This window comes from Pseudomonas sp. CFBP 8758, assembly GCF_014841725.1.
GTDB lineage: Bacteria > Pseudomonadota > Gammaproteobacteria > Pseudomonadales > Pseudomonadaceae > Aquipseudomonas > Aquipseudomonas baltica.
In genome coordinates this window covers 597,251-617,944 of the sequence record NZ_JACYUK010000001.1, presented here as the reverse complement: position 1 = coordinate 617,944, position 20,694 = coordinate 597,251, and the positions used below count along the sequence as shown (strand labels likewise).

General features: G+C 58.0%; 20 protein-coding genes and 1 pseudogene. 4 read left to right on the top strand and 17 right to left on the bottom strand.

Translation table 11 applies throughout. The annotated features are described in order from the left end of the window. Positions 1-54: 54 nt before the first annotated feature. The 3 genes from clpX to tig all read right to left on the bottom strand — a co-directional run bounded on the left by clpX (position 55) and on the right by tig (position 3,489). Positions 55-1,341, bottom strand: coding sequence for an ATP-dependent Clp protease ATP-binding subunit ClpX (gene clpX / locus IFT75_RS03075; RefSeq protein ID WP_192053283.1), 1,287 nt, complete (start codon positions 1,339-1,341; stop codon positions 55-57). A gap of 104 nt (positions 1,342-1,445) precedes the next feature. Next, on the bottom strand, positions 1,446-2,087 hold the full coding sequence (gene clpP, locus IFT75_RS03070) for an ATP-dependent Clp endopeptidase proteolytic subunit ClpP (protein ID WP_122476013.1): 642 nt from the start codon (positions 2,085-2,087) through the stop codon (positions 1,446-1,448). A gap of 91 nt (positions 2,088-2,178) precedes the next feature. Next, positions 2,179-3,489, bottom strand: a complete 1,311-nt coding sequence (tig, locus tag IFT75_RS03065; RefSeq protein ID WP_185794479.1) for a trigger factor — start codon at positions 3,487-3,489, stop codon at positions 2,179-2,181. Between the two features lie 312 nt (positions 3,490-3,801). Between tig and IFT75_RS03060 the strand changes: the two genes are divergently transcribed. From IFT75_RS03060 to IFT75_RS21315, 3 genes are all read left to right on the top strand, one after another. Continuing rightward, positions 3,802-5,970, top strand: coding sequence for a GAF domain-containing protein (locus IFT75_RS03060; protein WP_192053282.1), 2,169 nt, complete (start codon positions 3,802-3,804; stop codon positions 5,968-5,970). Positions 5,971-6,359: 389 nt separating this feature from the next. Next, on the top strand, positions 6,360-6,812 hold the full coding sequence (locus IFT75_RS03055; RefSeq protein WP_192053281.1) for a hypothetical protein: 453 nt from the start codon (positions 6,360-6,362) through the stop codon (positions 6,810-6,812). Continuing rightward, on the top strand, positions 6,769-7,020 hold the full coding sequence (locus IFT75_RS21315; protein WP_207186124.1) for a hypothetical protein: 252 nt from the start codon (positions 6,769-6,771) through the stop codon (positions 7,018-7,020). Before IFT75_RS03055 ends, IFT75_RS21315 begins: the two co-directional genes overlap by 44 nt. A 137-nt stretch (positions 7,021-7,157) precedes the next feature. On the opposite strand, the gene IFT75_RS03050 is transcribed toward IFT75_RS21315, so the two are convergent. The 5 genes and pseudogenes from IFT75_RS03050 to IFT75_RS03030 all read right to left on the bottom strand — a co-directional run. After that, the gene (locus tag IFT75_RS03050; RefSeq protein WP_192053280.1) at positions 7,158-7,754 is read right to left on the bottom strand and encodes a hypothetical protein; all 597 of its coding nucleotides are present in this window, start codon (positions 7,752-7,754) and stop codon (positions 7,158-7,160) included. Then, a complete protein-coding gene (locus tag IFT75_RS03045; protein ID WP_192053450.1) occupies positions 7,751-7,981 on the bottom strand; it encodes a hypothetical protein in 231 nt (76 codons plus the stop codon). Before IFT75_RS03045 ends, IFT75_RS03050 begins: the two co-directional genes overlap by 4 nt. A gap of 73 nt (positions 7,982-8,054) precedes the next feature. Beyond that, the gene (locus IFT75_RS03040; protein WP_192053279.1) at positions 8,055-8,522 is read right to left on the bottom strand and encodes a hypothetical protein; all 468 of its coding nucleotides are present in this window, start codon (positions 8,520-8,522) and stop codon (positions 8,055-8,057) included. Positions 8,523-8,584: 62 nt separating this feature from the next. Further along, positions 8,585-10,243, bottom strand: a complete 1,659-nt coding sequence (locus tag IFT75_RS03035) for a glycosyltransferase family 39 protein (RefSeq protein ID WP_192053277.1) — start codon at positions 10,241-10,243, stop codon at positions 8,585-8,587. A gap of 242 nt (positions 10,244-10,485) precedes the next feature. Continuing rightward, positions 10,486-10,731, bottom strand: a pseudogene (locus tag IFT75_RS03030) (structural protein P5); the annotation flags it as partial. 134 nt (positions 10,732-10,865) lie between these two features. Here IFT75_RS03030 and IFT75_RS03025 point away from each other — a divergent pair. Continuing rightward, complete coding sequence (locus IFT75_RS03025) at positions 10,866-12,119, top strand: acyltransferase family protein (RefSeq protein WP_192053275.1); 1,254 nt, start codon at positions 10,866-10,868, stop codon at positions 12,117-12,119. Positions 12,120-12,123: 4 nt separating this feature from the next. Here the strand turns inward: IFT75_RS03025 and IFT75_RS21385 are convergent, their stop codons facing one another. Genes IFT75_RS21385 through IFT75_RS02980 form a run of 9 tightly spaced genes read right to left on the bottom strand, consistent with a single transcriptional unit; the run spans position 12,124 to position 20,676 of the window. Then, positions 12,124-12,474, bottom strand: coding sequence for a tail fiber assembly protein (locus tag IFT75_RS21385; protein ID WP_192053274.1), 351 nt, complete (start codon positions 12,472-12,474; stop codon positions 12,124-12,126). Positions 12,475-12,484: 10 nt separating this feature from the next. Further along, positions 12,485-13,426 (bottom strand): hypothetical protein, encoded by a 942-nt coding sequence (locus tag IFT75_RS03015; RefSeq protein ID WP_199864023.1) that lies wholly within the window; start codon positions 13,424-13,426, stop codon positions 12,485-12,487. A 9-nt stretch (positions 13,427-13,435) separates the two neighbouring features. Continuing rightward, the gene (locus tag IFT75_RS03010) at positions 13,436-14,032 is read right to left on the bottom strand and encodes a YmfQ family protein (protein WP_192053273.1); all 597 of its coding nucleotides are present in this window, start codon (positions 14,030-14,032) and stop codon (positions 13,436-13,438) included. After that, entirely contained in the window at positions 14,023-15,060 is a 1,038-nt protein-coding gene (locus IFT75_RS03005) for a baseplate J/gp47 family protein (protein ID WP_192053272.1), read from the bottom strand. The genes IFT75_RS03010 and IFT75_RS03005 overlap by 10 nt, the downstream gene beginning before the upstream one ends. Further along, positions 15,050-15,448, bottom strand: coding sequence for a phage GP46 family protein (locus tag IFT75_RS03000; protein ID WP_192053436.1), 399 nt, complete (start codon positions 15,446-15,448; stop codon positions 15,050-15,052). Before IFT75_RS03000 ends, IFT75_RS03005 begins: the two co-directional genes overlap by 11 nt. 2 nt (positions 15,449-15,450) lie before the next feature. Then, a complete protein-coding gene (locus tag IFT75_RS02995) occupies positions 15,451-15,966 on the bottom strand; it encodes a phage baseplate assembly protein V (RefSeq protein WP_192053271.1) in 516 nt (171 codons plus the stop codon). Continuing rightward, positions 15,963-17,066, bottom strand: coding sequence for a phage baseplate assembly protein (locus IFT75_RS02990; protein ID WP_192053270.1), 1,104 nt, complete (start codon positions 17,064-17,066; stop codon positions 15,963-15,965). Before IFT75_RS02990 ends, IFT75_RS02995 begins: the two co-directional genes overlap by 4 nt. 4 nt (positions 17,067-17,070) lie before the next feature. Then, entirely contained in the window at positions 17,071-18,435 is a 1,365-nt protein-coding gene (locus tag IFT75_RS02985) for a DNA circularization protein (RefSeq protein WP_192053269.1), read from the bottom strand. Further along, entirely contained in the window at positions 18,436-20,676 is a 2,241-nt protein-coding gene (locus tag IFT75_RS02980) for a phage tail tape measure protein (protein WP_192053268.1), read from the bottom strand. Positions 20,677-20,694: the final 18 nt, after the last annotated feature.

The window sequence follows — 20,694 nt, the reverse complement described above, 5'->3', positions numbered from 1 at the left end:
TGAAAAACGAAAGGGGCCCGTAGGCCCCTTCCTTGTTCCAGCTCAGATTGTCGATCAGGCGTCGGGTGCAGCCTTCGCCGGCGGCTCGCTGTTTTCGTAGATCAACAGCGGCTTGGACGTCCCTTCGATCACGCTCTCATCGATGACCACTTTGCTTACATCGGTCTGCGAAGGAATTTCATACATGGTGTCGAGCAGAACGCCTTCGAGAATCGAACGCAGGCCTCGCGCACCAGTCTTGCGCTCAAGCGCGCGACGGGCAACGGACTTCAAGGCATCGCTGCGGAACTCGAGATCCACGCCTTCCATTTCGAACAACTTGCCGTACTGCTTGGTCAGCGCGTTCTTCGGTTCGGTAAGGATCTGGATCAGTGCCGCCTCGTCCAGTTCGTCCAGCGTTGCCAGAACCGGCAGACGACCGACGAACTCGGGGATCAGCCCGAACTTGACCAGATCGTCCGGCTCCACTTCACGCAGCGACTCGCCGACCTTCTTGCCTTCCTGCTTGCTGCGCACCTGGGCACCGAAACCGATACCGCCCTGGGTGGAGCGATTCTGGATGACTTTTTCCAGGCCGGAAAATGCACCACCGCAGATGAACAGAATGTTGCGCGTGTCGACCTGCAGAAACTCCTGCTGAGGATGCTTGCGACCGCCTTGCGGCGGTACCGAGGCCACGGTGCCCTCGATCAGCTTCAACAGCGCCTGCTGCACGCCTTCGCCCGAAACGTCACGGGTGATGGACGGGTTGTCCGACTTGCGCGAAATCTTGTCGATTTCGTCGATGTAGACGATGCCCATCTGGGCTTTCTCTACGTCGTAGTCGCACTTCTGCAGCAGCTTCTGGATGATGTTCTCGACGTCCTCACCCACGTAACCGGCTTCGGTCAGGGTGGTGGCGTCGGCGATGGTGAACGGCACGTTGAGCAGGCGAGCCAGAGTTTCAGCCAGCAAGGTCTTGCCCGAACCGGTCGGGCCGATCAGCAGGATGTTGCTCTTGCCAAGCTCGACGTCGTCGGTCTTCTTGTCACGCTGGTTCAGGCGCTTGTAGTGGTTGTACACCGCTACCGCTAAAACCTTCTTCGCGCGCTCCTGGCCAATCACGTACTGATCCAGGATGCCGCTTATTTCTTTGGGCGAGGGCAATTTATGCGCGCTGCTCTCGGCCTGGGCTTCCTGCACCTCCTCGCGGATGATGTCGTTGCACAGGTCGACGCACTCGTCGCAGATAAAGACCGAGGGGCCGGCAATCAATTTGCGCACTTCATGCTGGCTTTTGCCACAGAAGGAGCAATAGAGCAGCTTGTTGCCGTTGTCCTCGCCGTTGCGGGTGTCAGTCATTCGATCGATCCAAATCCGATAGGCTTGCAACACAAGATGAAGGCTATTGCGGGCTTTTTCAAGCCCACAGGTGGCTGACATGGCCACCACCCCCATCTGGCTGCTTAGGCGGGCAAGTTGCGCTTGGACATCACAGAGTCGATCAGACCGTAATCGACCGCACGCTCGGCGCTCATGAAATTGTCGCGGTTGGTGTCCTTCTCGATGGTCTCGATGCTCTGGCCGGTGTGGTGCGCCAGCAGCGAATTGAGACGCTCGCGAATGAACAGGATTTCCTTGGCATGGATCTCGATGTCCGAGGCCTGGCCCTGGAAACCGCCCAGCGGCTGGTGAATCATCATGCGCGAGTTGGGCAGGCAATGACGCTTGCCCGCGGCGCCACCGGCAAGCAGGAACGCGCCCATGCTGCAGGCTTGGCCGATGCAGGTGGTGGACACGTCCGGCTTGATGAACTGCATGGTGTCGTAGATCGACATCCCCGCCGTCACCGACCCGCCTGGTGAGTTGATGTAGAGATGGATGTCCTTGTCCGGGTTTTCCGCCTCAAGGAACAGCAACTGCGCGGCGACCAGGTTGGCCATGTAGTCTTCCACAGGGCCGATCAGGAAGATCACTCGTTCCTTGAGCAGGCGCGAGTAGATGTCGTACGCACGTTCGCCACGAGCCGATTGCTCGATAACCATCGGGACCAGGCCGCCTGCGGCCTGGATGTCAGAGCTCTGCTGAATATAAGAATTGCGGGACATGTCTCGCACTCACTCCCAAATAGTCATGTCTTGAATACGCATAAGCCAGCGCGAAGGCTGGCTTATGGTGTTTTCGAACCTCAGAGAACGATCACTCGGCTTGTGCTGCTTCCGCCGGCTTGACCGCTTCTTCGTAAGAGACCGACTTGTCGGTCACCTTGGCTTTCTGCAGAACAGTATCCACAACTTGTTCTTCCAGCACAACCGAACGGACTTCGTTCAGCTGCTCATCATTTTTGTAGTACCACGATACAACTTGCTCAGGCTCCTGGTAGGCCGAGGCCATTTCCTGGATCAGTTCGCGCACGCGTGCTTCGTCCGGCTTGAGTTCGTTCTGCTTGACCACTTCGGCAACGATCAGGCCCAGCACGACGCGACGCTTGGCTTGCTCGGTGAACAGCTCGGCCGGCAATTGGTCAGGCTTGATGTTGCCGCCAAACTGCTGCACGGCTTGAACGCGCAGACGGTCGACTTCGTTGTCGAGCAGCGCCTTGGGCACTTCGATCGGGTTGGTCGATACCAGACCGTCCATGACCTGATTCTTGATCTTGGCCTTGATTGCCTGACGCAGCTCGCGCTCCATGTTCTTGCGAACTTCGGCGCGGAAGCCGTCGAGACCGGTTTCCTTGATGCCGAACTGGCCGAAGAACTCTTCGTTCAGCTCTGGCAGTTTGGCTTCGGAAACGCTGTTGACGGTGACGGTGAACTCGGCGGCCTTGCCGGCCAGCTCGAGGTTCTGGTAGTCCTCGGGGAAGCTCAGGCTCAGAACCTTCTCTTCACCGGCCTTGGCGCCGACCAGGCCGTCTTCGAAACCAGGAATCATGCGGCCCGAACCCAGAACCAGCTGGGTACCTTTGGCGGAACCACCGGAGAACTCTTCGCCTTCGATCTTGCCGACGAAGTCGATGTTCAGCTGGTCTTCGGTCTGCGCGGCGCGATCGGTCTGCTCGTAGCGTACGTTCTGCTTGCGCAGCACTTCGAGCATGTTGTCCAGGTCGCTGTCGGCGACGTCGGCGCTCAGACGCTCGACTTCGATGCTGTCGAACGCGCCGACTTCGAACTCGGGGAACACTTCGAAGGTGGCGATGTATTCCAGGTCCTTGCCCTTCTCGAACACTTTCGGCTCGACGGCGGGTGCGCCGGCTGGGTTGAGCTTCTGCTCGACCACGGCTTCATAGAAGGAAGCCTGGATGACGTTGCCCAGGGCTTCCTGGCGCGCGTCAGCCTCGTAGCGCTGACGGATGACGCTCATAGGCACCTTGCCTGGACGGAAGCCCGGGATCTTGGCGTTACGGGCGGTCTGTTGCAGACGCTTGTTGACTTCGGCCTCGATGCGCTCGGCGGGAACGCCGATGGTCATGCGGCGCTCGAGAGCGGAAGTGTTTTCAACAGAAACTTGCATGGATTTTCCTCGTTGCACAGACGTTAGCCGGCCATTTCCGACCCCAGATCAAGGGCAAGCATTCTAGAGGCTCGAACTCAAGAAGTCACCCTATGCACATGGATGCGCACAAAGTCGCTGCAGAAACCGTCAAACGGCAGCAAAAGAAGGCTGGCCCAGGCCTGCAAATGCCCTGACGGACAAGTTTTGCAAGATAATCTCAGGCTCGCTGGTATCCTATGCAAAGGATAAAGCCATTACCTTGCACTTCCACGTGGAGATCTCGGCCATTCTGTCGCTTCCCGTAGCAACCTCTATTCTTGCAGGACCCTCATGGCCATAAGCCCTGACACGCCGGTCTCCCTCGCCAATTGCGAGGACGAGCCCATTCATCGGCCCGGGGCCATTCAGCCTCACGGCGCGCTGATCGCACTGGACGGCGAAGGTCGCGTGCTGACTCGCAGCGCCAACCTGATGGCCATCACCGGATTGGATGTATTGCCGGGCACTACCCCGAACAGCGAACTGCTGGGCGCCGATGCCCTGGCCTTGATCGCCGAGGGCCTTGCCAGCAGCGATCACTGGGCGAACAGCGTCGAGAGTGTCCTGCTTGGCCGCCTGTTCGACGTGGTTGCCCATCGCCATCTGCAGGTCCTGTATCTGGAGTTCGAGCCGCGTCGGACCGCCAGCGGCTCGTTCAGCCAGTTCGCCCTGTACGCGCAGCGCATCATCAGCCAGATGCAGAACCGCCACGACATCGACGCACTGCTGAGCCGCGTGACTGCCGAAATCCGCAACATGACAGGTTTCGACCGGGTCATGGCCTACCGTTTTCGCCCCGACCTGTCTGGCGAAGTCATCGCCGAGGCCCACCGCGAAGACCTCGAGAGCTACCTGGGCCAGCGCTACCCGGCATCGGACATCCCTGCCCAGGCACGCCTGCTTTATATACTCAACCCGATTCGCCTGATCGCCGACGTGGCCTATGCGCCAGCGCCGTTGACGCCGTCTCTCGACCCACGGACCGGCCAGCCGTTCGACCTCAGCTTCAGCACCCTGCGCAGCGTTTCGCCGATTCACTGCGAATACCTGACCAACATGGGCGTGCGCGCCTCGATGAGCGTGTCGATCGTCGTCGGCGGCAAGCTGTGGGGGCTGTTCTCCTGCCATCACATGGCACCCAAGACGATGGCGCATCCATTGCGCATGTCTTTTCAGGTCATCTCGCAGGTGTGCAGCGCGCTGGTCGAGCGGCTGGAGCACAACCTGGCCACCCAGACCTTGAAGCAGGCGAGCGACCAGCAACAAAAACTCATGACCCTGGCGCGCGACTCCGAGGACCTGGTCAGTGCATTGGCGGGCGAGCCGGACAACATTGCCGCGCTGATACCCTGCGATGGCGCCGCAGTGGTCATGTCAGGTCGCACCCAAAGCATCGGCGGGCACTTCGACCCACTGTGTCGCCAGGTGCTGGAGCACGTCGAGCAGGACCCGAACCTCGAGGTCTTCCACACCGACAATTGGCAGGGTTCAGAGAGTGAACGCAATACCAGCGGCTACTGCGGCATTCTGGCGGTCCGTTTCCATCGCCAGGAATCGGGCTGGGTGATGTGGCTGCGCAAGGAAGAAATCAACAATGTGCGCTGGGGCGGCAAGCCGGAGAAAATCATCAAGGTCGGGCCGTCCGGGCCACGCCTGACGCCACGGGGCTCCTTCGAGGCTTGGGAAGAAGTGGTGCGTGGGCGTTCGGCCAACTGGGGCGATACCGATATCACCATTGCCGAGAAGCTGCGACGCGACCTGGTCGAATTGTGCCTGAGCCGTGCCAGCGAGATCGATGGCATGCGTCAGCGCCTGATCGCCATGCTCGGCCATGACCTGCGCAATCCGCTGCAGTCGATTTCCATGGCTGCGGCCATGTTGTCCTCGAGCGAGACGCGCGACACCGAACTGCGCAAGCACATCAGCCACTCCAGTGGTCGCATGGAACGGCTGATCAGCCAGATCCTTGAGATGAGCCGCCTGCAGTCCGGCCTCGGCATCATGGTCAATCGGGTTGAAACCGATCTGTCGGCGCTGGTCGAAAGCATCGTCGATGAGACAGCGGTGGCTTTCCCTGGCCTGACCATCGAGGCACGCATCCAACCGGATGTGCGCGCCATGGTCGATCCGGACCGCTACGCGCAGGTCATCACCAACCTGCTGGGCAACGCCCGCTACCATGGCACGCCGGATACGCCGGTACTGATCAGCTTGAGCACGGAGCAAAACAACACGCGGCTGTCGGTCCTCAACCAGACCACCCCGGTGGCCCCCGAGCGCCTGTCGACGCTGTTCCAGCCGTTCAAGCCGCACAGCAGTGAAAACCTGCGCAACAAGAACGGCCTGGGGATCGGGCTGTACATTTCTCAGGCCATCGCGGTTGCGCACAGTGGCAACCTGAGCGTCGAGCAGAACGGCAATGTCATCACCTTCAGCATGGTCCAGCCCGTAGAGGCGTGACTCGTCGACTGAAACGCAGACACGAAAAAGCCGCCCGAAGGCGGCTTTCACGTTGCGCAGCAGGCCTAGGCCTGGCTGTACGGGTTGGTGCGGACGAAGAGACTCGAACTCTTACACCTTGCGGCGCTGGAACCTAAATCATATGCTCCTTGGGGGAGCCCTTTTAAATCAAGCGTTTACGCCGCCCGCAATCGGTCACGCTGTCTCACAAACGCTCAGCCTGTTCACGCTGTGAACTGGCGTGACTCACGTTTTGGTCACGCTGCCTATTTCCCTCCCCTGGCGTTCTGCCAACCGAACACCCCCCACGCACCACCCATCGACCCACCCTTGAGCAATCCGACTGACCTCGAATACTGTACGCGCATACAGTATTTGCGAGCAGCAATATGGAAATCGAAGACGAAGAGTTCGGATGCCTTGGCATACCCACCGAAGCACAGATATGGAAGCAGCAGGCTGCCTTGGTCCAAGCAGAGTATGAGCAGGTGGCCGCCGACCTGCACCAGGCACGCGCGAACATCCTGAAGCTGGTGGACATTCACGCCATCACCGCGCGCGAGCGCGATCAGGCGTTGCACCTGCTGGCGTCGTATAAACGTGACCTTTCCACTGCTCACGTCGAGCTGTCAGCCATCGGCAACAAGATGCGCGGGATGCAGATGGCCGCCCGGCAAGCAGCTGAGATGCCATATCCGTTCCCTGAAACGTCTGCAGCGCCAGATCCGTCACCAGCCGAGCCCACTAGCGCAGGGCAGCAGCGCTCACTATGCTTGGACCAGGACAATGGAGGCGCATATGGACACGCTGGAATGGCTGAACCTCACACCCAAGCTGAGTGACATCGACACCTGGGCCAAGCTCTGGTCGGTGCACGATGACCCCTTCCCTCACATCCGATGCAGGACCTGCGACGGGTACCAGCAGCTTCGCGACTCAAGCAAACCTTTCGTGCACAGCCCGAGTTGCAAGCTGATGGGTGGTCAGAGCAGATTCCCTTGGCGCGACCTGCTGTGGATCGTCGGCAACGTGGATCAAGCTCCCGCATGAATGGAAAAGGCCCAAGCGGGCCGCTCTTCCCGTTCGCCGTCTTCCTCGCTGTTGCAGGCCTGGCATGGATAGCAGTTGTGGCATGCATCATGAGGTTGTGCTGATCGGCCACTGGCAAGCCTGCGCAGAATTGGACATCACTTCCCTCTGTTGAAGTAGTCCCGGTACGCCTGGACGGTTGCATCCTTGGTCAGGTTGAGGTTCATGAGCCTCAACTTTCCGACGCCACCCAAACCCTGGAAGCGGATCCAGACCTTTTTTGTATCAGCGCCGGTAGTGAACTGGAGTGACCAGCGAGTTTCCGCAGCGGCCGCCGTGAATCGCATGGAGCCGAGCGTGGTACCCGGGAAAGCGTGCCCTGCACCATCGTCCGCACCGGTGTTGATCTGCACCTGAGGGTAGTTCCCGGTGAAGCTGGCGGTTCTGGTACCGCTGACAACGTATGTTGTCAACGGCTCCACAGCCAGGCCTGAGGCCGCGTCGTTCGACGTGGTGAAATTGTCGAAATTGCCTGATACGCCGGAGTACTCGACAAATGGGTTGCCCCCGTTGAAATCTGCCTCTGTCTTTCGCGTGTAGCCGGGGTCAGCCGACCATCCAGCAAGGTCAGCCGCGAACTTATAGTTCTGGATCAGCTGCAGCCTGCGGTGCTCTTCGCTGCTGGCAATTACACCTCGAATCGAGGCCTTGAGACCAACCCCCGCGATTACTCCATTGCCCGCCGTGACCGTCATTGCTCGTCGGTCTCATAGACGGCGTTTCCAGTGGGAGTAATGCGGAACAGGCCGCGCCCAAGCCATAAGGCCTGACATCCGGTTTCCGTGAATGTGAAGGCCGGAACCCACGTATCTCCGGCCGGCTTCTCGACGAGAACCGTGCCTGTCTTGACTACAGCAGCTATCACGACAGGCGCATTGGACCAACGCCAAGGGAAGGTTTTTTGAACGGTGTATGCAGCCATGATGGTTACCTTTAGAAAGCCGCGCCTGGCGACATGATTGGGCGTTGTTCGATTTCAGTGAGAAGGCAGGGAGTCAGGCCAGCGCCCAGAGCGCATCGGCGTGACATTGTGGCCACTTGTCCGGGTGCGGCTTTCCAGGGCGCCAGGTGCGGGCGTATAGGCTCCAGGCCACCGACGGTTCAGTCACTGCGGGCAAAGGCCTGGGATCACTCCACAGCAGCAGCCGGGCGAACACCACCGCCAGAACGTCATCAGTCTCCAGCGCTGCCCACACCTTGGCTCGCTCGAATGGCACGCCTCGCTGCAGGCAGATCGCCGCCGCATAGGAGGTGGTCGCCGGATGCTCCATCACACCCTTCACGCCGCCGTCCCGCTCGAACTGCCAGAATCCCCGAGCCGGGCCGTTGCCGTACTGGCGGCGCGCAAGGAATCCGGACTCTTGCAGGCCGATGGCGGTGATCATGGTCATGGCGCGGCAGCCAGCCATCTTCGCGGGTAGAAGAGCCAGGCCCTTTTGGATGGTTTCAATTGGGATGTTCATAAATGCACTTTCCTGCAGGCGAAAAAAAGCCCGCACAATGGCGGGCTGGTTGATTGGCTGGATTAACGTGCTTGTGTTAGGGAGAATCCGTTACCTGGAACCGTTAAGATTTGGTCGCCTTCCAGCGGGTGATCTCCAATAACAAGCACCCAATTCTTACCCTCTGGAAGTTTACTGAGATCGTATTCTTTCTCGGCTGTTTGAATTCCGAACTCCGTTACCGGAAGGTCTAAATGATAAAGAGTTCTAAATAGACCTCCCACGGATGCGGATGATCCTATGACGATCACGCTCTGCCTATCTGCTTTTTCAAGGTACGCATTTGCGAACGCAGCAGCTCTATCATAGACATCCGGAACCACGCTTTTCCTAAGACTTTCGTTCATCTTGTAGCCAACTACACCGAGCAACAGCGGTGTAAGCAGAAATACATACATGATAGATCCAACCCGCCCACAGATCGCCCATGCTATTAGACTTACCAAGGACATACAGGCAACTGCATAAAATAGCCAGCCAGCCCCCAATACGCTGTATAGCTCTGGAGCCGTCGAGCTGTGGACTTCGTAAGGCTTCATACCTGACACGGCACCGTAAGCGACCATACAGATAATAGGCATAGCAATAATAAGCCTTGCAACCCTGCTAGCTCCAGAGTTTGTCACATTAAAATTAATTATTGGCAGCAGAACAAGGAGCGGTAATGCGAATATGTAATATCGAATATGTAGGTGATTGGCAGGCTCAACATTTGCAATGGACGCTGTAAAGATAGATGTAACACCGACTAGACAAAGCAATACGATAGTTAGATAGACTACCAATTTGCTGTAACCGACCGAGCCTGCATACTTCCTAGAGCACGAAACAAACCAGAACTCCACAACCATAGCTACAGGTACCGCGTATAAAAAGCACAGCGCCAACATATGACCAAACGCGCTATTTATCGAGTTCTGTAGCAGCTCAGTATAGTAATGCGAATCTTTGTGCAGCGCTGATCCAGCGTAAGGCGCGTAAAAAGTGCCAAACAAAGTAAGGCCAGATTTACCAGCAGCGAGATATCCGATAGCCATCTTAGTTAAAATCATGAAAACCGGGATGGATAACGATTTGGCGAACGCCAGCTTAACCCTATCTTTAACCCAGAATTCGCTCACATAAAGCGCATAGATAAACGCTGCGGGAGCGAGGAATAGTGTATGGGGCTTAATTAGAGCGGACACGCCCCATGCTGATCCTATCAAAGCCCATGTCGGAATTTTAGTATCTTTATCCGCAGACAACATTAGCAGTGTGCAAGCCCAGAACCCCATGAAGTACATGCATTCAGGCATGAAATAAGCTGTATATGTATTTACTTGCCCAAGAGCAACAACAATACAGAATAGAGAGGAATATCGCGACCCAACAAATTTTCTCGAAACAGCAAACAACAAAGGCATTGTTGAAAAAAGAAAAATTGTATTAAGCATCCTTGCACAGCTTAAGAATCCGTCGCCACAAATATTGGTAATCCTATATATCCAAAAATAAATATAATTGGGCAGAGCCGAATCAGCCAAAGGGACAAGCCTTGAAAATTTACTATAAGTAAACTCGTCAGCAAAAACTATTGGATAAAGACCACTATTACGCAGCAAGAGAAAAATCATTGTTACCGCAAACACAGCCAGCAGAACTTTTTTATCCAAAGATTCGATGTAACGACTCTCATGCATAGGCACCTCCCTGTTTGATAATCGCAAATTTTTCGCGATCATACAGCATTCGCTCAACGCCTCAAGATTTCAATCCGAGACCGCGAACTCGCCCGGGCCTTTAGGCTGAAGAATGATAGAAGATACCGTGTGGGCGTAAGAGTTCTTCTGGCGGTAGTCAGCTCGGCAGGTCAGGCCATTCTGGGTTACGGACCATCACGTCCACCTCGCTAACTGCACGGTAATACGCCTGCCACTCCTTGCCTTTTAATGGTTTCGCGCACGGTGTCGATTCCCTTGCCGCCCACGCCAGGCATACCATCCTTGCCACGGTAGTTGATCAGCAGCTTCGCCAGCGCGCGGATGCCGTTCTCCGGAGAGTCGAAGCGGGCAAAGCGCGGCTTGGTCACGCCCTGCTCATAGCCAAGCTGGCCCTGCCAGTCGTTGCGCGGGTTGTAATCGATGTTGCCGGGGTTGTTGTTGCGGATGCCTCGGTTGCCGCTAGTCATAAATTTTCTCCAGATGTGAGAAAGCCCGCTCGTCGGCGGGCATGCACGGCATCAATGGATGAGTTGTTTATAGGCCAGTCCACTGCTGCTAGACTTGCCAGCGTAGTAGCAAACACCTGAATCAGAGACAGATGATGCAATCAAGCACAGAAGCTGAGTTAAAGCCGGAAAAATTCGACTTTATAAATGGGATAAGAGGGATAGCCGCTATACAGGTGGTGCTATTGCATTATTGTGCTTTCTTCTTGCCAGCGCTAGCCAGAGTCCAGCCGAAAGGTCATTTTCCATGGGAAGAAAAATTAACTAATACGCCATTGTATTTTCTCATAGATGGACAAAACGCTGTATCTTTATTTTTTATTATGAGTGGATTTGTGCTAACTCCTGCCTTTGCGAATGCAAAGTCGTCAATACAAAACAGTATTTCAAAACGATTTATCAGACTTTTCGTTCCAGTTGTCGCTTCCGTAATTCTCGCAATGGCATTGATAGCGTTGCTTGGAGGTGAGCATACTTCGGCGGCTGCGGTTACCGGGTCGGGATGGGGCAGCGCCCTCATAGCGCTTACGCCATCATTACCTCAGATGGCTAGAGAGATTTTCCTGAATTCTATGCTTGTAGGCTATCAGTCTGTTTCCTTTCTTTCCGTTATCCCCGGCATCAACGAACACCTGACGTCAGTGATCAAGTCTCCAAACAGCCCCATGTGGACTCTTCACATTGAGTTATGGGGTTCGATGCTAATACTTGCGACTGCCCTAATGCATAAGCACTTCAAGTCAATTATATTTTGGCCATTATTTTTGGCGGTGGTACTGTTTTTAGGTAGCAGCAGATACAACCTGTTCCTAGTGGGATTTATTTTTTATCTTCATAGAAACGTATTTCTTATATCAAGCTCAAAATTGCGGAACTTGCTTGGCCTAGCATTTATTGCTTGCGGGATAGCCGCATCAGCCTCAACAAGTACTTTTTTAGCCGACATGGCTCTGTCAGCGTTCAAAACAATCACTTTCACTAACCAAGATACGTCAGCAGAGCTAAAAACGGAGATTACTGCGCTGTTAATCTTCACCGGGATTATGTTGTCGTCGCCAATCAAACGCCTCATGGAAGCGCCTCTAGCGCAAGTCGCGGGCCGGCTTTCCTTCAGCATATACCTAATTCATTTCCCAATACTTTTTACAATCACAGCCTTCCTATTCAACCATAGTGTTAATCGGCTTGGGTATCTTCCGTCCGTGGGAGTCTCTTCTGTATGCGGACTGGCTGTTACATTCGGGATGGCTACACTATTCGACAGGTTCGTCGATCTCAAATCTATATCGCTTTCGAGAAGACTAACGACATCCAGCAAAAATAAAACGTCCAGGAACGCTGTTATTTGAGGACTCAGGCTGGCGGATCTGGCCAGAGCACCGGGTGGACCTCTAACCTCAGACGATTTAAAGCAATTCTGTATTGCTTCCATTTCTTCAGCAGGGTGGCTTCTACCGTGGTTGCCTCCTCAAGATCTGCCGCGTCTTGGAGTGGGGCGATACGGATGGCGGCCAACTGAAGAAGATGATCACGCTCTGCTTTTGCAAGCTCAGTCACGCTAGGCGTCATTGATTCAATGAACGTTATATAGCGCGGGTCCGAATCTTCAATTTCGCCCTGATTGGGGTACGCATCGGGGTCTTGGGGCCCACCAAACGCAGACTGAATTTCGGTATTTTTATCGTTAGTAAATTGAACAAACATGCGCTAATCCTCAGAAGTAATAACCCATGACAGCGATCGTATTCGTTACGGCGGCAGCACTGGAGTTGTTGTAATACACGGTTTGCGCAGTGACCATTTGAATCTCGGCGGATATGCTGCTTTGAGAAGTGCCAGATGTGGAGGCCGCTGCTGTCCCGATAGCGCCCAGGCCAGTGGCGGATGAGCCTACAACTAAAGACACACCACTCGCAGAGGCGCCTTGGGCTACGCTCCACGAAATCCTCGCAAGCTTAGCATTCAGCGGTACGAAAGACGCGATGGACAAGGCAGTAGTAGTAGTGTTTGGGGTCGCGGAATTCAGGGCATTTGCGTTGGCCGTATCAACACGACGGTCGACCTGGGAACCAATTTTAAATTGAGAGGCGGCAGTCCCCCATACGCTGACAAGTGCCGATGCAGTGAAGCCTGCCGGCATGTTCACTCCGCCGTACACCTCAGTAGCTTTAACAGACGTGGCGTTTACGGCGAGCAGTGCAGAGACGCCGGTCGTTGGATTGTAGATTGCGTACAGCGCCACGAAACCGTTGGCGGGCGCAACGCCCGTGTCCATGCCGCCGGCGCCAACCTTGCTCAGATCCACTGCTTTGTTGAAGTTGGCCAGCAGCCAGGCCTGCCCGCCGAGTGCTGATTTGACAGTAACCTCATCGGCAGTGAGGCTGGCAGTGGCCGACGCTGCACTCACCGACATCCTCACACCGCGCGCGTCGCCCACCAGCGCGCCTGCAATCGTGCGAATAGCATCAGCAAGCTGCGTTTTAATAGCTTCATCAGGTGCAAGCTGAGCGGCCTTGATCACGTTAATAAGCTCGTCCGTGACCGCATTACCCCAGCCTGAAGGGATCAGCGATCCGACGACACCCGTAGCCGTGTCTTCATCCACAAACTTGCCGTTTACCAGGCCCACGTTGGGCACGCTTTTCGGATAATCCACGTTGTTTCCTCAGTTGTAATTGATGTGCACGATGGTGTGCGCCGGCTCGTAGCGGCGGATAAGGCATTCGAGAGCGCTGCCAGGATTCACCCCGAACCGCTCGCCCCAGTAGCTGACTCCAAAGCGCCGCCCTACCCTCTGCCGGCCGCCGGTGTTGAGCGTCCACATGAACTGGACGCTCCATGTGCCGAAGTGGGCTTTGCCGAAGCGTGCGCGACCGAAGCGCGGGGCGCGGTTTTGGCTGACTGTGGCGTTCGGATACCCCTGCCCCTTCGCGATGGAGATGAAATAGTCCGGAGTCTGCGCACCGATCGCGGTGAGGCGCTGCCGCACGGACAACTGGCGATCACCAAAGCTGGGCGATTCGCCCAGACATTCGTCCGGCAGGTTCATCACCAGCTCCCAATCGGGAACCAGCTCTGAGACCAGCGCGGGATCCATCTCGCTTGTCAGCGCCTCAGCGCGCGCGTCGATGCGCGCCATCTCTTGGGCGATCCCGCGCAGCACCAGAGCAAGCTCAGGCATGCGCTCTATATCCCAGGCAGGGCCTTGGGGCAGCAGCGCAGAAAGTTGGGAAAGGTATTGGTCAGCCGTCCTCAAAGCCATGTGAACGTCCCCACAGTGAGCAACTCGTTCGCCTTGGCGGTGACGTCAGATACCGGACTGGAGACCAGGTTATCCATCTCCCCCTCGGCGCTGCTGATGGCTTCGCGGATATGACTGATCAGCAAGGTTTCGCCCAGACCGGCCTCACGCTCATGGAGATCGGCCAGCTCAGCCGCGACAGCGGACCGTACAACTGTGGTATCAGGTGGGATCTTGAGCGTGTAGTTGATGGCCTTGAGCACTGGTGCAAGCACATACACCTCGGCCGTGACGGGCGCTTTGGTGCTGATGTAGGCCTTGACCGTCGCCACCTCGTTGGCATCGGGGATGATCGAGGCGTCACCGTCGCGTACAAAGAACACGCCTACTGTGCCGGGCCCCATGTAGTTTCTGACGGCCCAAGCACGCGTCACGCCTGCGCATTCCAGCGCCCACGTCACATAATCTTCAGCATTACCACCGTGCGGGATCACTCGATAGCTGCGAATGACGCGGCTGCGCAGGGACTCGATCGATTCTTGGTCGCTGCCGCCAGTGATACCAGGGGCCAGCACCGTGAACGTCTCATCGATGCCCGCTACCGGCTGTACCAGTTTCAGGGCCACTCCGGCGACTGCATTGCCTAGCGCCCCGCCCTCCACCGCCTCGAGCTCTGCGGTGTTCGCGCCCGGCACCGGATTGACCGCCGTCACCACCCGATACTGGCGCCCGTCACTTGCCTGGACTACCAGGTTGGCGTCCAGGATAGAGCCTGCCGACGCCTGGAAGCTCGCCGTACCGGTAGCGCTCTTGGCAGCAATACGAGGCGTCTCAAGTCGGAGCAGGGCCTGGCGCTCAAGCGTGGCCGCGTCGGCGGTGTCAGGCAGGATCTGCTTTGCGATCCAGTCAAGGTATCCATACAGGCCGTAGGCTGCACCGCTAACGGCGCGGGCCAGCACTTGCGCGTCCGATTGGCGCAGCGCATCGCTGGCCAGGTCGGCGGTAGTGCGACTGATCAGCACCGGCAAAGTCGGAGTTTCAAACGGCATAGAGCACCTGCCAATGTTCGTTAGGATAAATGTCGAGGGTTTCGCCAGCAGGCAGCGTGAGGGAAACGCCCAGGTTCAGCCGATAGTGACCGGAGCGTTTTGTGATCACCTGAACACCGGTGATGTGGCCGTCATCCAGCAACCACTTCAACGCCTCTTGTGCATAGGTCACGGCGGAGGCGATGGTTTCAGTGGTCAGTTTGCGGCGGCGAAGAAGCCAAAGGCGTGAACCGATGCGGTCATTGGCGACCAGTGGGAAGCTGTCGCCCCACCAGCCGTAGCGCTCATCGTCCTCCAACTGGTCCGAGGCATTGGCCCGGCGCCAGGTGAACAGGCTGATCTCCACCGCGCGGCGCAGGCTGACCTCCACGTCGTCAGCGATGAGCACAGTCATGCCGCACCGCCAGGCGCAGGCGGGCCACTCTGCGAGTTACCAAACTGAACGTTTGTGTGGAGATGGTTGATCTGGCTCACGCCGCCAGCGATCTGGTCGCCCTGGCTGACGATCTTCCCGGTTTGAGTGATCAGAGGGGTATCGAGATTGATCGCAGTGGTAGCGCGGATGTTGAGGGTGTGGGTATCGATATCAATCACCCTGCCCCGCTTCAGGTGGATGAAGTCCCCCTCGTCGGTGAAGATGGCCACTTCGCCCGGCTTTAAGTTCTGAAACCGATGACGACGATCTGTCACCACGACGACTACCCCGTGGGAGCGGTCGCCGCCCAAAAAAGCGGCCAGACCCTCGGCTCCCGCATGTGGGCAACTGGTGAAGCCGTAAGGCTCCAGGTGCTCCATGCCGTCCTTGAGCTCACCGTGCGTCAGGCGCATCTGCAGGCGCTGTATCTTCCCAGCGGAGTTGGCCAAGGCCACAACGCCGCGCGTCAGCATGTTCATTAGTCGGCTCATTTGTCTTGGTAGTCCGCAGGTAGGAGGTATTCAACGGCGTCGGTTTTCTTGGCCTTGCGCTTCTTGTGCGGGTCGTCGGGCTCTTGCAGATAACCCTCGGGCGGGCCGACACGAAGACGGCATATCGTCCCTTGATCGTTGAGCGTGTAGGTCACCTCGGCTATGAGCATGTCCCGGTCGTAGCCGATCACTGGATCCACTACGCGCACGATGGTGTTCGGCAACCACAGCGCACCGTTGCTCTGACGCCAACCCTGCACTTCGTATGTCGTCTCAAGCGCCTTGCCCACTGCCGTACCGCGCTCCCAATTCGCCCGGTCGGCCGCCAGCTTCTCGTTCAGCTGTCCGCTTTCGTGAATGACCTTCACCCGCTTACGGGTCATGCGCGGATCGGTGACGGAGCTGTTCACCTCGGTCGCCGTCTGGGCAGTTTCGTCATCACTCACCGATCGCTGTCCGACCACGCGGTATTCGGAAAACACCTGCGTGAAGTCCAGAGCCGCATCAGCTCTGAGTATGTTGCGGCCCAGTTCTAAAGATTCAGCTGAGCGGCCCGCGCTACCGACTTGGGCGAGCACAACATTGCCTTGGGCGTTGTCAGTGCTGAACACCCGGTAGAGCGTGAGCAGCCGGTCTATGGATTCGAACGCCGTCTCGCCCGGCTCGATGGTGTGGTCGGTCAATCCGCTGGTTGCCGCGATCTCACTCTTGACTGTCAGCCCGTAGGGGCTGGCTAGCGCCTGAACGATTGCTTGCACGCTCTGACCCTTCCACTGGCCGGGCTGGTTGATCGCACCACAGTCGATCAGGTCACCTGTTGACGAGCGGCCGGCAATGGATGTGGTGACCGTCTCATGGTCGTAGCTGATCGGCGTCGCATCGACCCAGCCAGTCACGACCAGGTCACTGCCGATGCGCACTTCACAGCGGGCGCCCTGCTTGACCGGGCGCAATACGTTCTGGCCTGGCCACTTCCAGGTGATGCCGATATTGAAACTGCGCGCCTGACGCTCAAGGCCCGCGCTGATCTCGACCGAGGTCCAGCCGGAATAATCCAGCCCGTCGACGGTCAGGGTCACGGCCGTCTTCGGGTCGGACATGCGGTTACTCCCTGGCTACCTGAATGGGTACGGCTGGCACGAAGCCTGGGTGATTGATCTTGTTGCGCTGGACGATCTCGCCCTCGCGGGTGGCATCGCCGAATCGCCGGTAGGCCAGCACCACAGCGGGCGTGGTTTCGGTTGGGGTGACATTGACGAGCTTCACACCGGAAGCAGCTACCTGCGTCAGGTGTCGAACCACCTGCTGTCGCGAGGCATTGATTGCCGGGTAGTAAGTGGCATCGGCCTTCAGCGCAGCTTGCCAGAAGACAGCATCCAGTGCATCGCGCGCCGCGATCACCTCATCAGCCACTGGCACCTCAGCGCGCTCGACAGTCTCCACGACCTGCTGCTGTAGAGAGGCTGTTGTCTGATCTGCCGCCGGCGGCGTCACTACCGGCATCTGCGCGGCCGTCGCGGTGGCCTGGACCAGCACCGCGTCTTGCACCAGGTTGGCCAGCGCCTGCGCTGCCGCCGTGGTGTCCGCGCCACTACCGACCGCCACCGTATCGATGCTCGCTGCGGCTTCTGCCTGCCTGGACACAGTGGCCACCGCATCGGTGTAGCTATTGAACATCGAGGCGCCAGCGCTGGTCGTGCTTGTGGCGCTGGCTACTGACGCCGGACTGGCCGAATCGCTACCACTGCTGCCCGACGACGAACCGGTGCTGCTCGAAGAGGTAACGCTCGAGCGCTTCGTCGAGGACTGACCCAGGTCACTGAAATACCCACTGAACAGACTCGACAGCGCGCCGGGTGAGTTGGTCAGCATCTGGGCCAAGGACCTTGCAGTTCCCACGGTGTTGCCCAAAGGGGAAAACTGCCCGGCGATGACACCGAATACCCCGGTGAGTCGATTCTGCAAGCCGATCAGGTTGATCCGAGAGGAGTCCACCTTGGCCATGGCCGCCTTGTACCGACCCACCGCTGCGCTCCAGTGAGTGGCCGATGTCTGCGCCGCCATACGTGCAGTGTTGGCACGCACCGACGGCTTGCTCTGTGCGTTGCCGGGATAGAACGTCAGATCGAAGGTGACCATGCCGCCTTCGCGGCGGCTGTGGGCCATTTCGCATGCGCCCGGCACCACTGACAACTGCCCCAGCCAGGGATGGACTAGCGTGCCCTCCCCCTCGGTTTCCAGTGCCTTCAGCAGCTTGTCGCGCCGCTGGAAACAGTCGGCGCCGATGATGTAGGCCCTGACCTTATGCACACGGGCGACCTTGCCCATTTGCTCGGCGTAGGCCTCGTCACGCTTGGGGTATTCGTGCAGCTGAACCTTGCGCCCCACGGGCACAGACGTGTCCTCGATGAGGAACGTCTCACCTCGAAACGACGCTGGCAGCAACTGCTCGCGCCACGTATCGGCCATCTATTGTGCTCCTGAAAGTGATCGGTAGCCGACGTTGGTGCTGACCTTGAGACCCGGTTGGTCGGTTGTGGCAGGTTGCGGACGTACGCCGCGGGTATCGCCTTCCAGGCGGATGACCAATTCGCCGTTGAGTTTTGTGGCACCCCCGCCCCTCGTGAGCAGGCTTCCCGGCGCAGGCAAAACACCGCTCGACGCCGATGCCGATGGCACAGTAAGTGATGAGGCAGGCGCCAACCCCCGAGGCGCCGCAAGAGGTGTAGCAGCTTGGCTTACCGCTGCAGCCCGACGGCGCGCCTCCTGCGCTGACCCTGTAGACCCTGCAATGGCGTCGTTGGCTGAGTCTCGTCTCACAAACGCACCAGGTACCGATCCGGCGTTAGGGTGGGTCTTCAGCAGCCACTCGTTGGAACTCACACCTGCAGCTCGCTTCATTTGCTCCTGCTGGATGGCGGCCGTGCGAACGGCGTCGGACCGCAGGAACGCCCCAGTGCCGCCACCGGCGCCGGCGTTGCGCTGGTTCTGCGCTGCCGCAAACTCGCCGACCTTCGCGGTCAGGCTCACACCTATATCCGGCGCATTGCCCAGGTTCAGGAACTTCATGATGGGTTCAAGGAACGGCTTGACCCGATCCCAGATCCCTTTGAACACCCCGACGATGGGCTCCCAGTGTTTGATGATTAGGCCAACGGGCGACCAGTCGAACATGGTTTTCAAGAAGTCGGAGAACGGCACCGAGTACGCCTTGATCAGCTCCCACAGCGCCGAGAAGAACGTGCCGATCGGCTGCCAGTTATCTATGATCAACCCCAGCGGGGTCCAGCTGAAAGCCTCTCTCATCCAGCCCCATACCACCATGGCCGGGCCCTGAATCCTTCGCCACAACTGCTCGAAGTAAGGCGCCAGCCTGTCCCAGTTCGCGACGATCAGTCCGGCCGCTGCGGCAATGGCAACCGCTGCAATACCAATCGGAGTGGCAGCAAAAGCGAGCCCGAGCAGACGGGTGGCCACCATGGCGCCCAACACGGCCACGCGCACTGCCGTGAAGGCAATGCCGGCCACGGCCAGCCCTCGGACCAACGCAGGATTGGCCTGAATAAAATCTGAAACGCGGCTGATGAGGGGTTGTACGGCGGTCACTACGGCGTTGAGCGCTGGAAGGAACGCGTTGCCCAGGGCAATACCTGCGCGGTTTACCGCGTTACGCATAAGCGTCAGCGTGTTTTCAGTGGTCGCCGACCGCGATGCGTACTCTGCTTCCATCGACCCCGCATATTGCTCGGCATCGCCGGTCTTCCTCAGGTTGCTTTCAAGCAATCCGAGATTCGTCAGCAGTGGCGCAATCGCACCGATGGACTCTGTACCGAAGAGGTTGCTGAGCAGCGCCGGGCGCTTGGTGGCGTCCACAGCGGCAATGCGTTTGAGCACACCGACCATTGTGCCCTGGGCGTCCTTCTGCATGCCGGCGGCTACCGCCTTCGAATCCAGGCGAAGCGCCTGGAAGGCCGTGGCCTGAGACTTTGTCGCAGCACTGCCCTTGGTCAGCGCCAGCATGAAGTTCTTGATGCCAGTCGCAGCGACTTCCTGCTCGACACCCACGCCGGCCATCGTTGCGCCCATTGCCGCAATCTGGCCCGACGCAACGCCGGCCACTTCGCCCAGAGGGCCTACCCGGGTGACGATATCGGAAATCTGTTTGGTGTTTGCCGGCCCCGTGTTGCCCAGATAGTTGATCTTGTCCGCGAGGCCGACCACTTCGGCCTGCGTCATTTTGAACGACGTTCGCCACTTGGCCATCATGTCGCCGCTTTGCTCGGCTGTCTGGTCGAAGGCGATACCCATCTTCACGGCGTCTTCCGCGAATCCGAGAAGCTCACCGCGAGCGATGCCAGACTGGCCGCCCGCTGCTACGATCTTGGCGATATCGTTGGCAGCCATCGGTAGCCTTTCCGACATCTTTGTGATGTCGTCGCCCATCTCCTTGAACTGACTGGGCGCGTCGAAATTGACCACCTTGCGTACGTCGGCCATGGCGGATTCAAACTGGATCGCCGCGCGGGTACCCATCACAAACGGCGCTGCGAGCGCGCCACCGGTGATCACATCCCTGAAGCTCAGGTTTCCCAGGCCAGTGCGCTGCAGTCCTTTGCGAAAGCTGGAGACGTTCTTGCGGATACCGGCCAGCGTTGGCGACAGCTTGTCGACGCCGGTGATCAGCGCCTTGAGCTGAAAGTTGTCTGCCATTATTCCACCTGCTGGGTT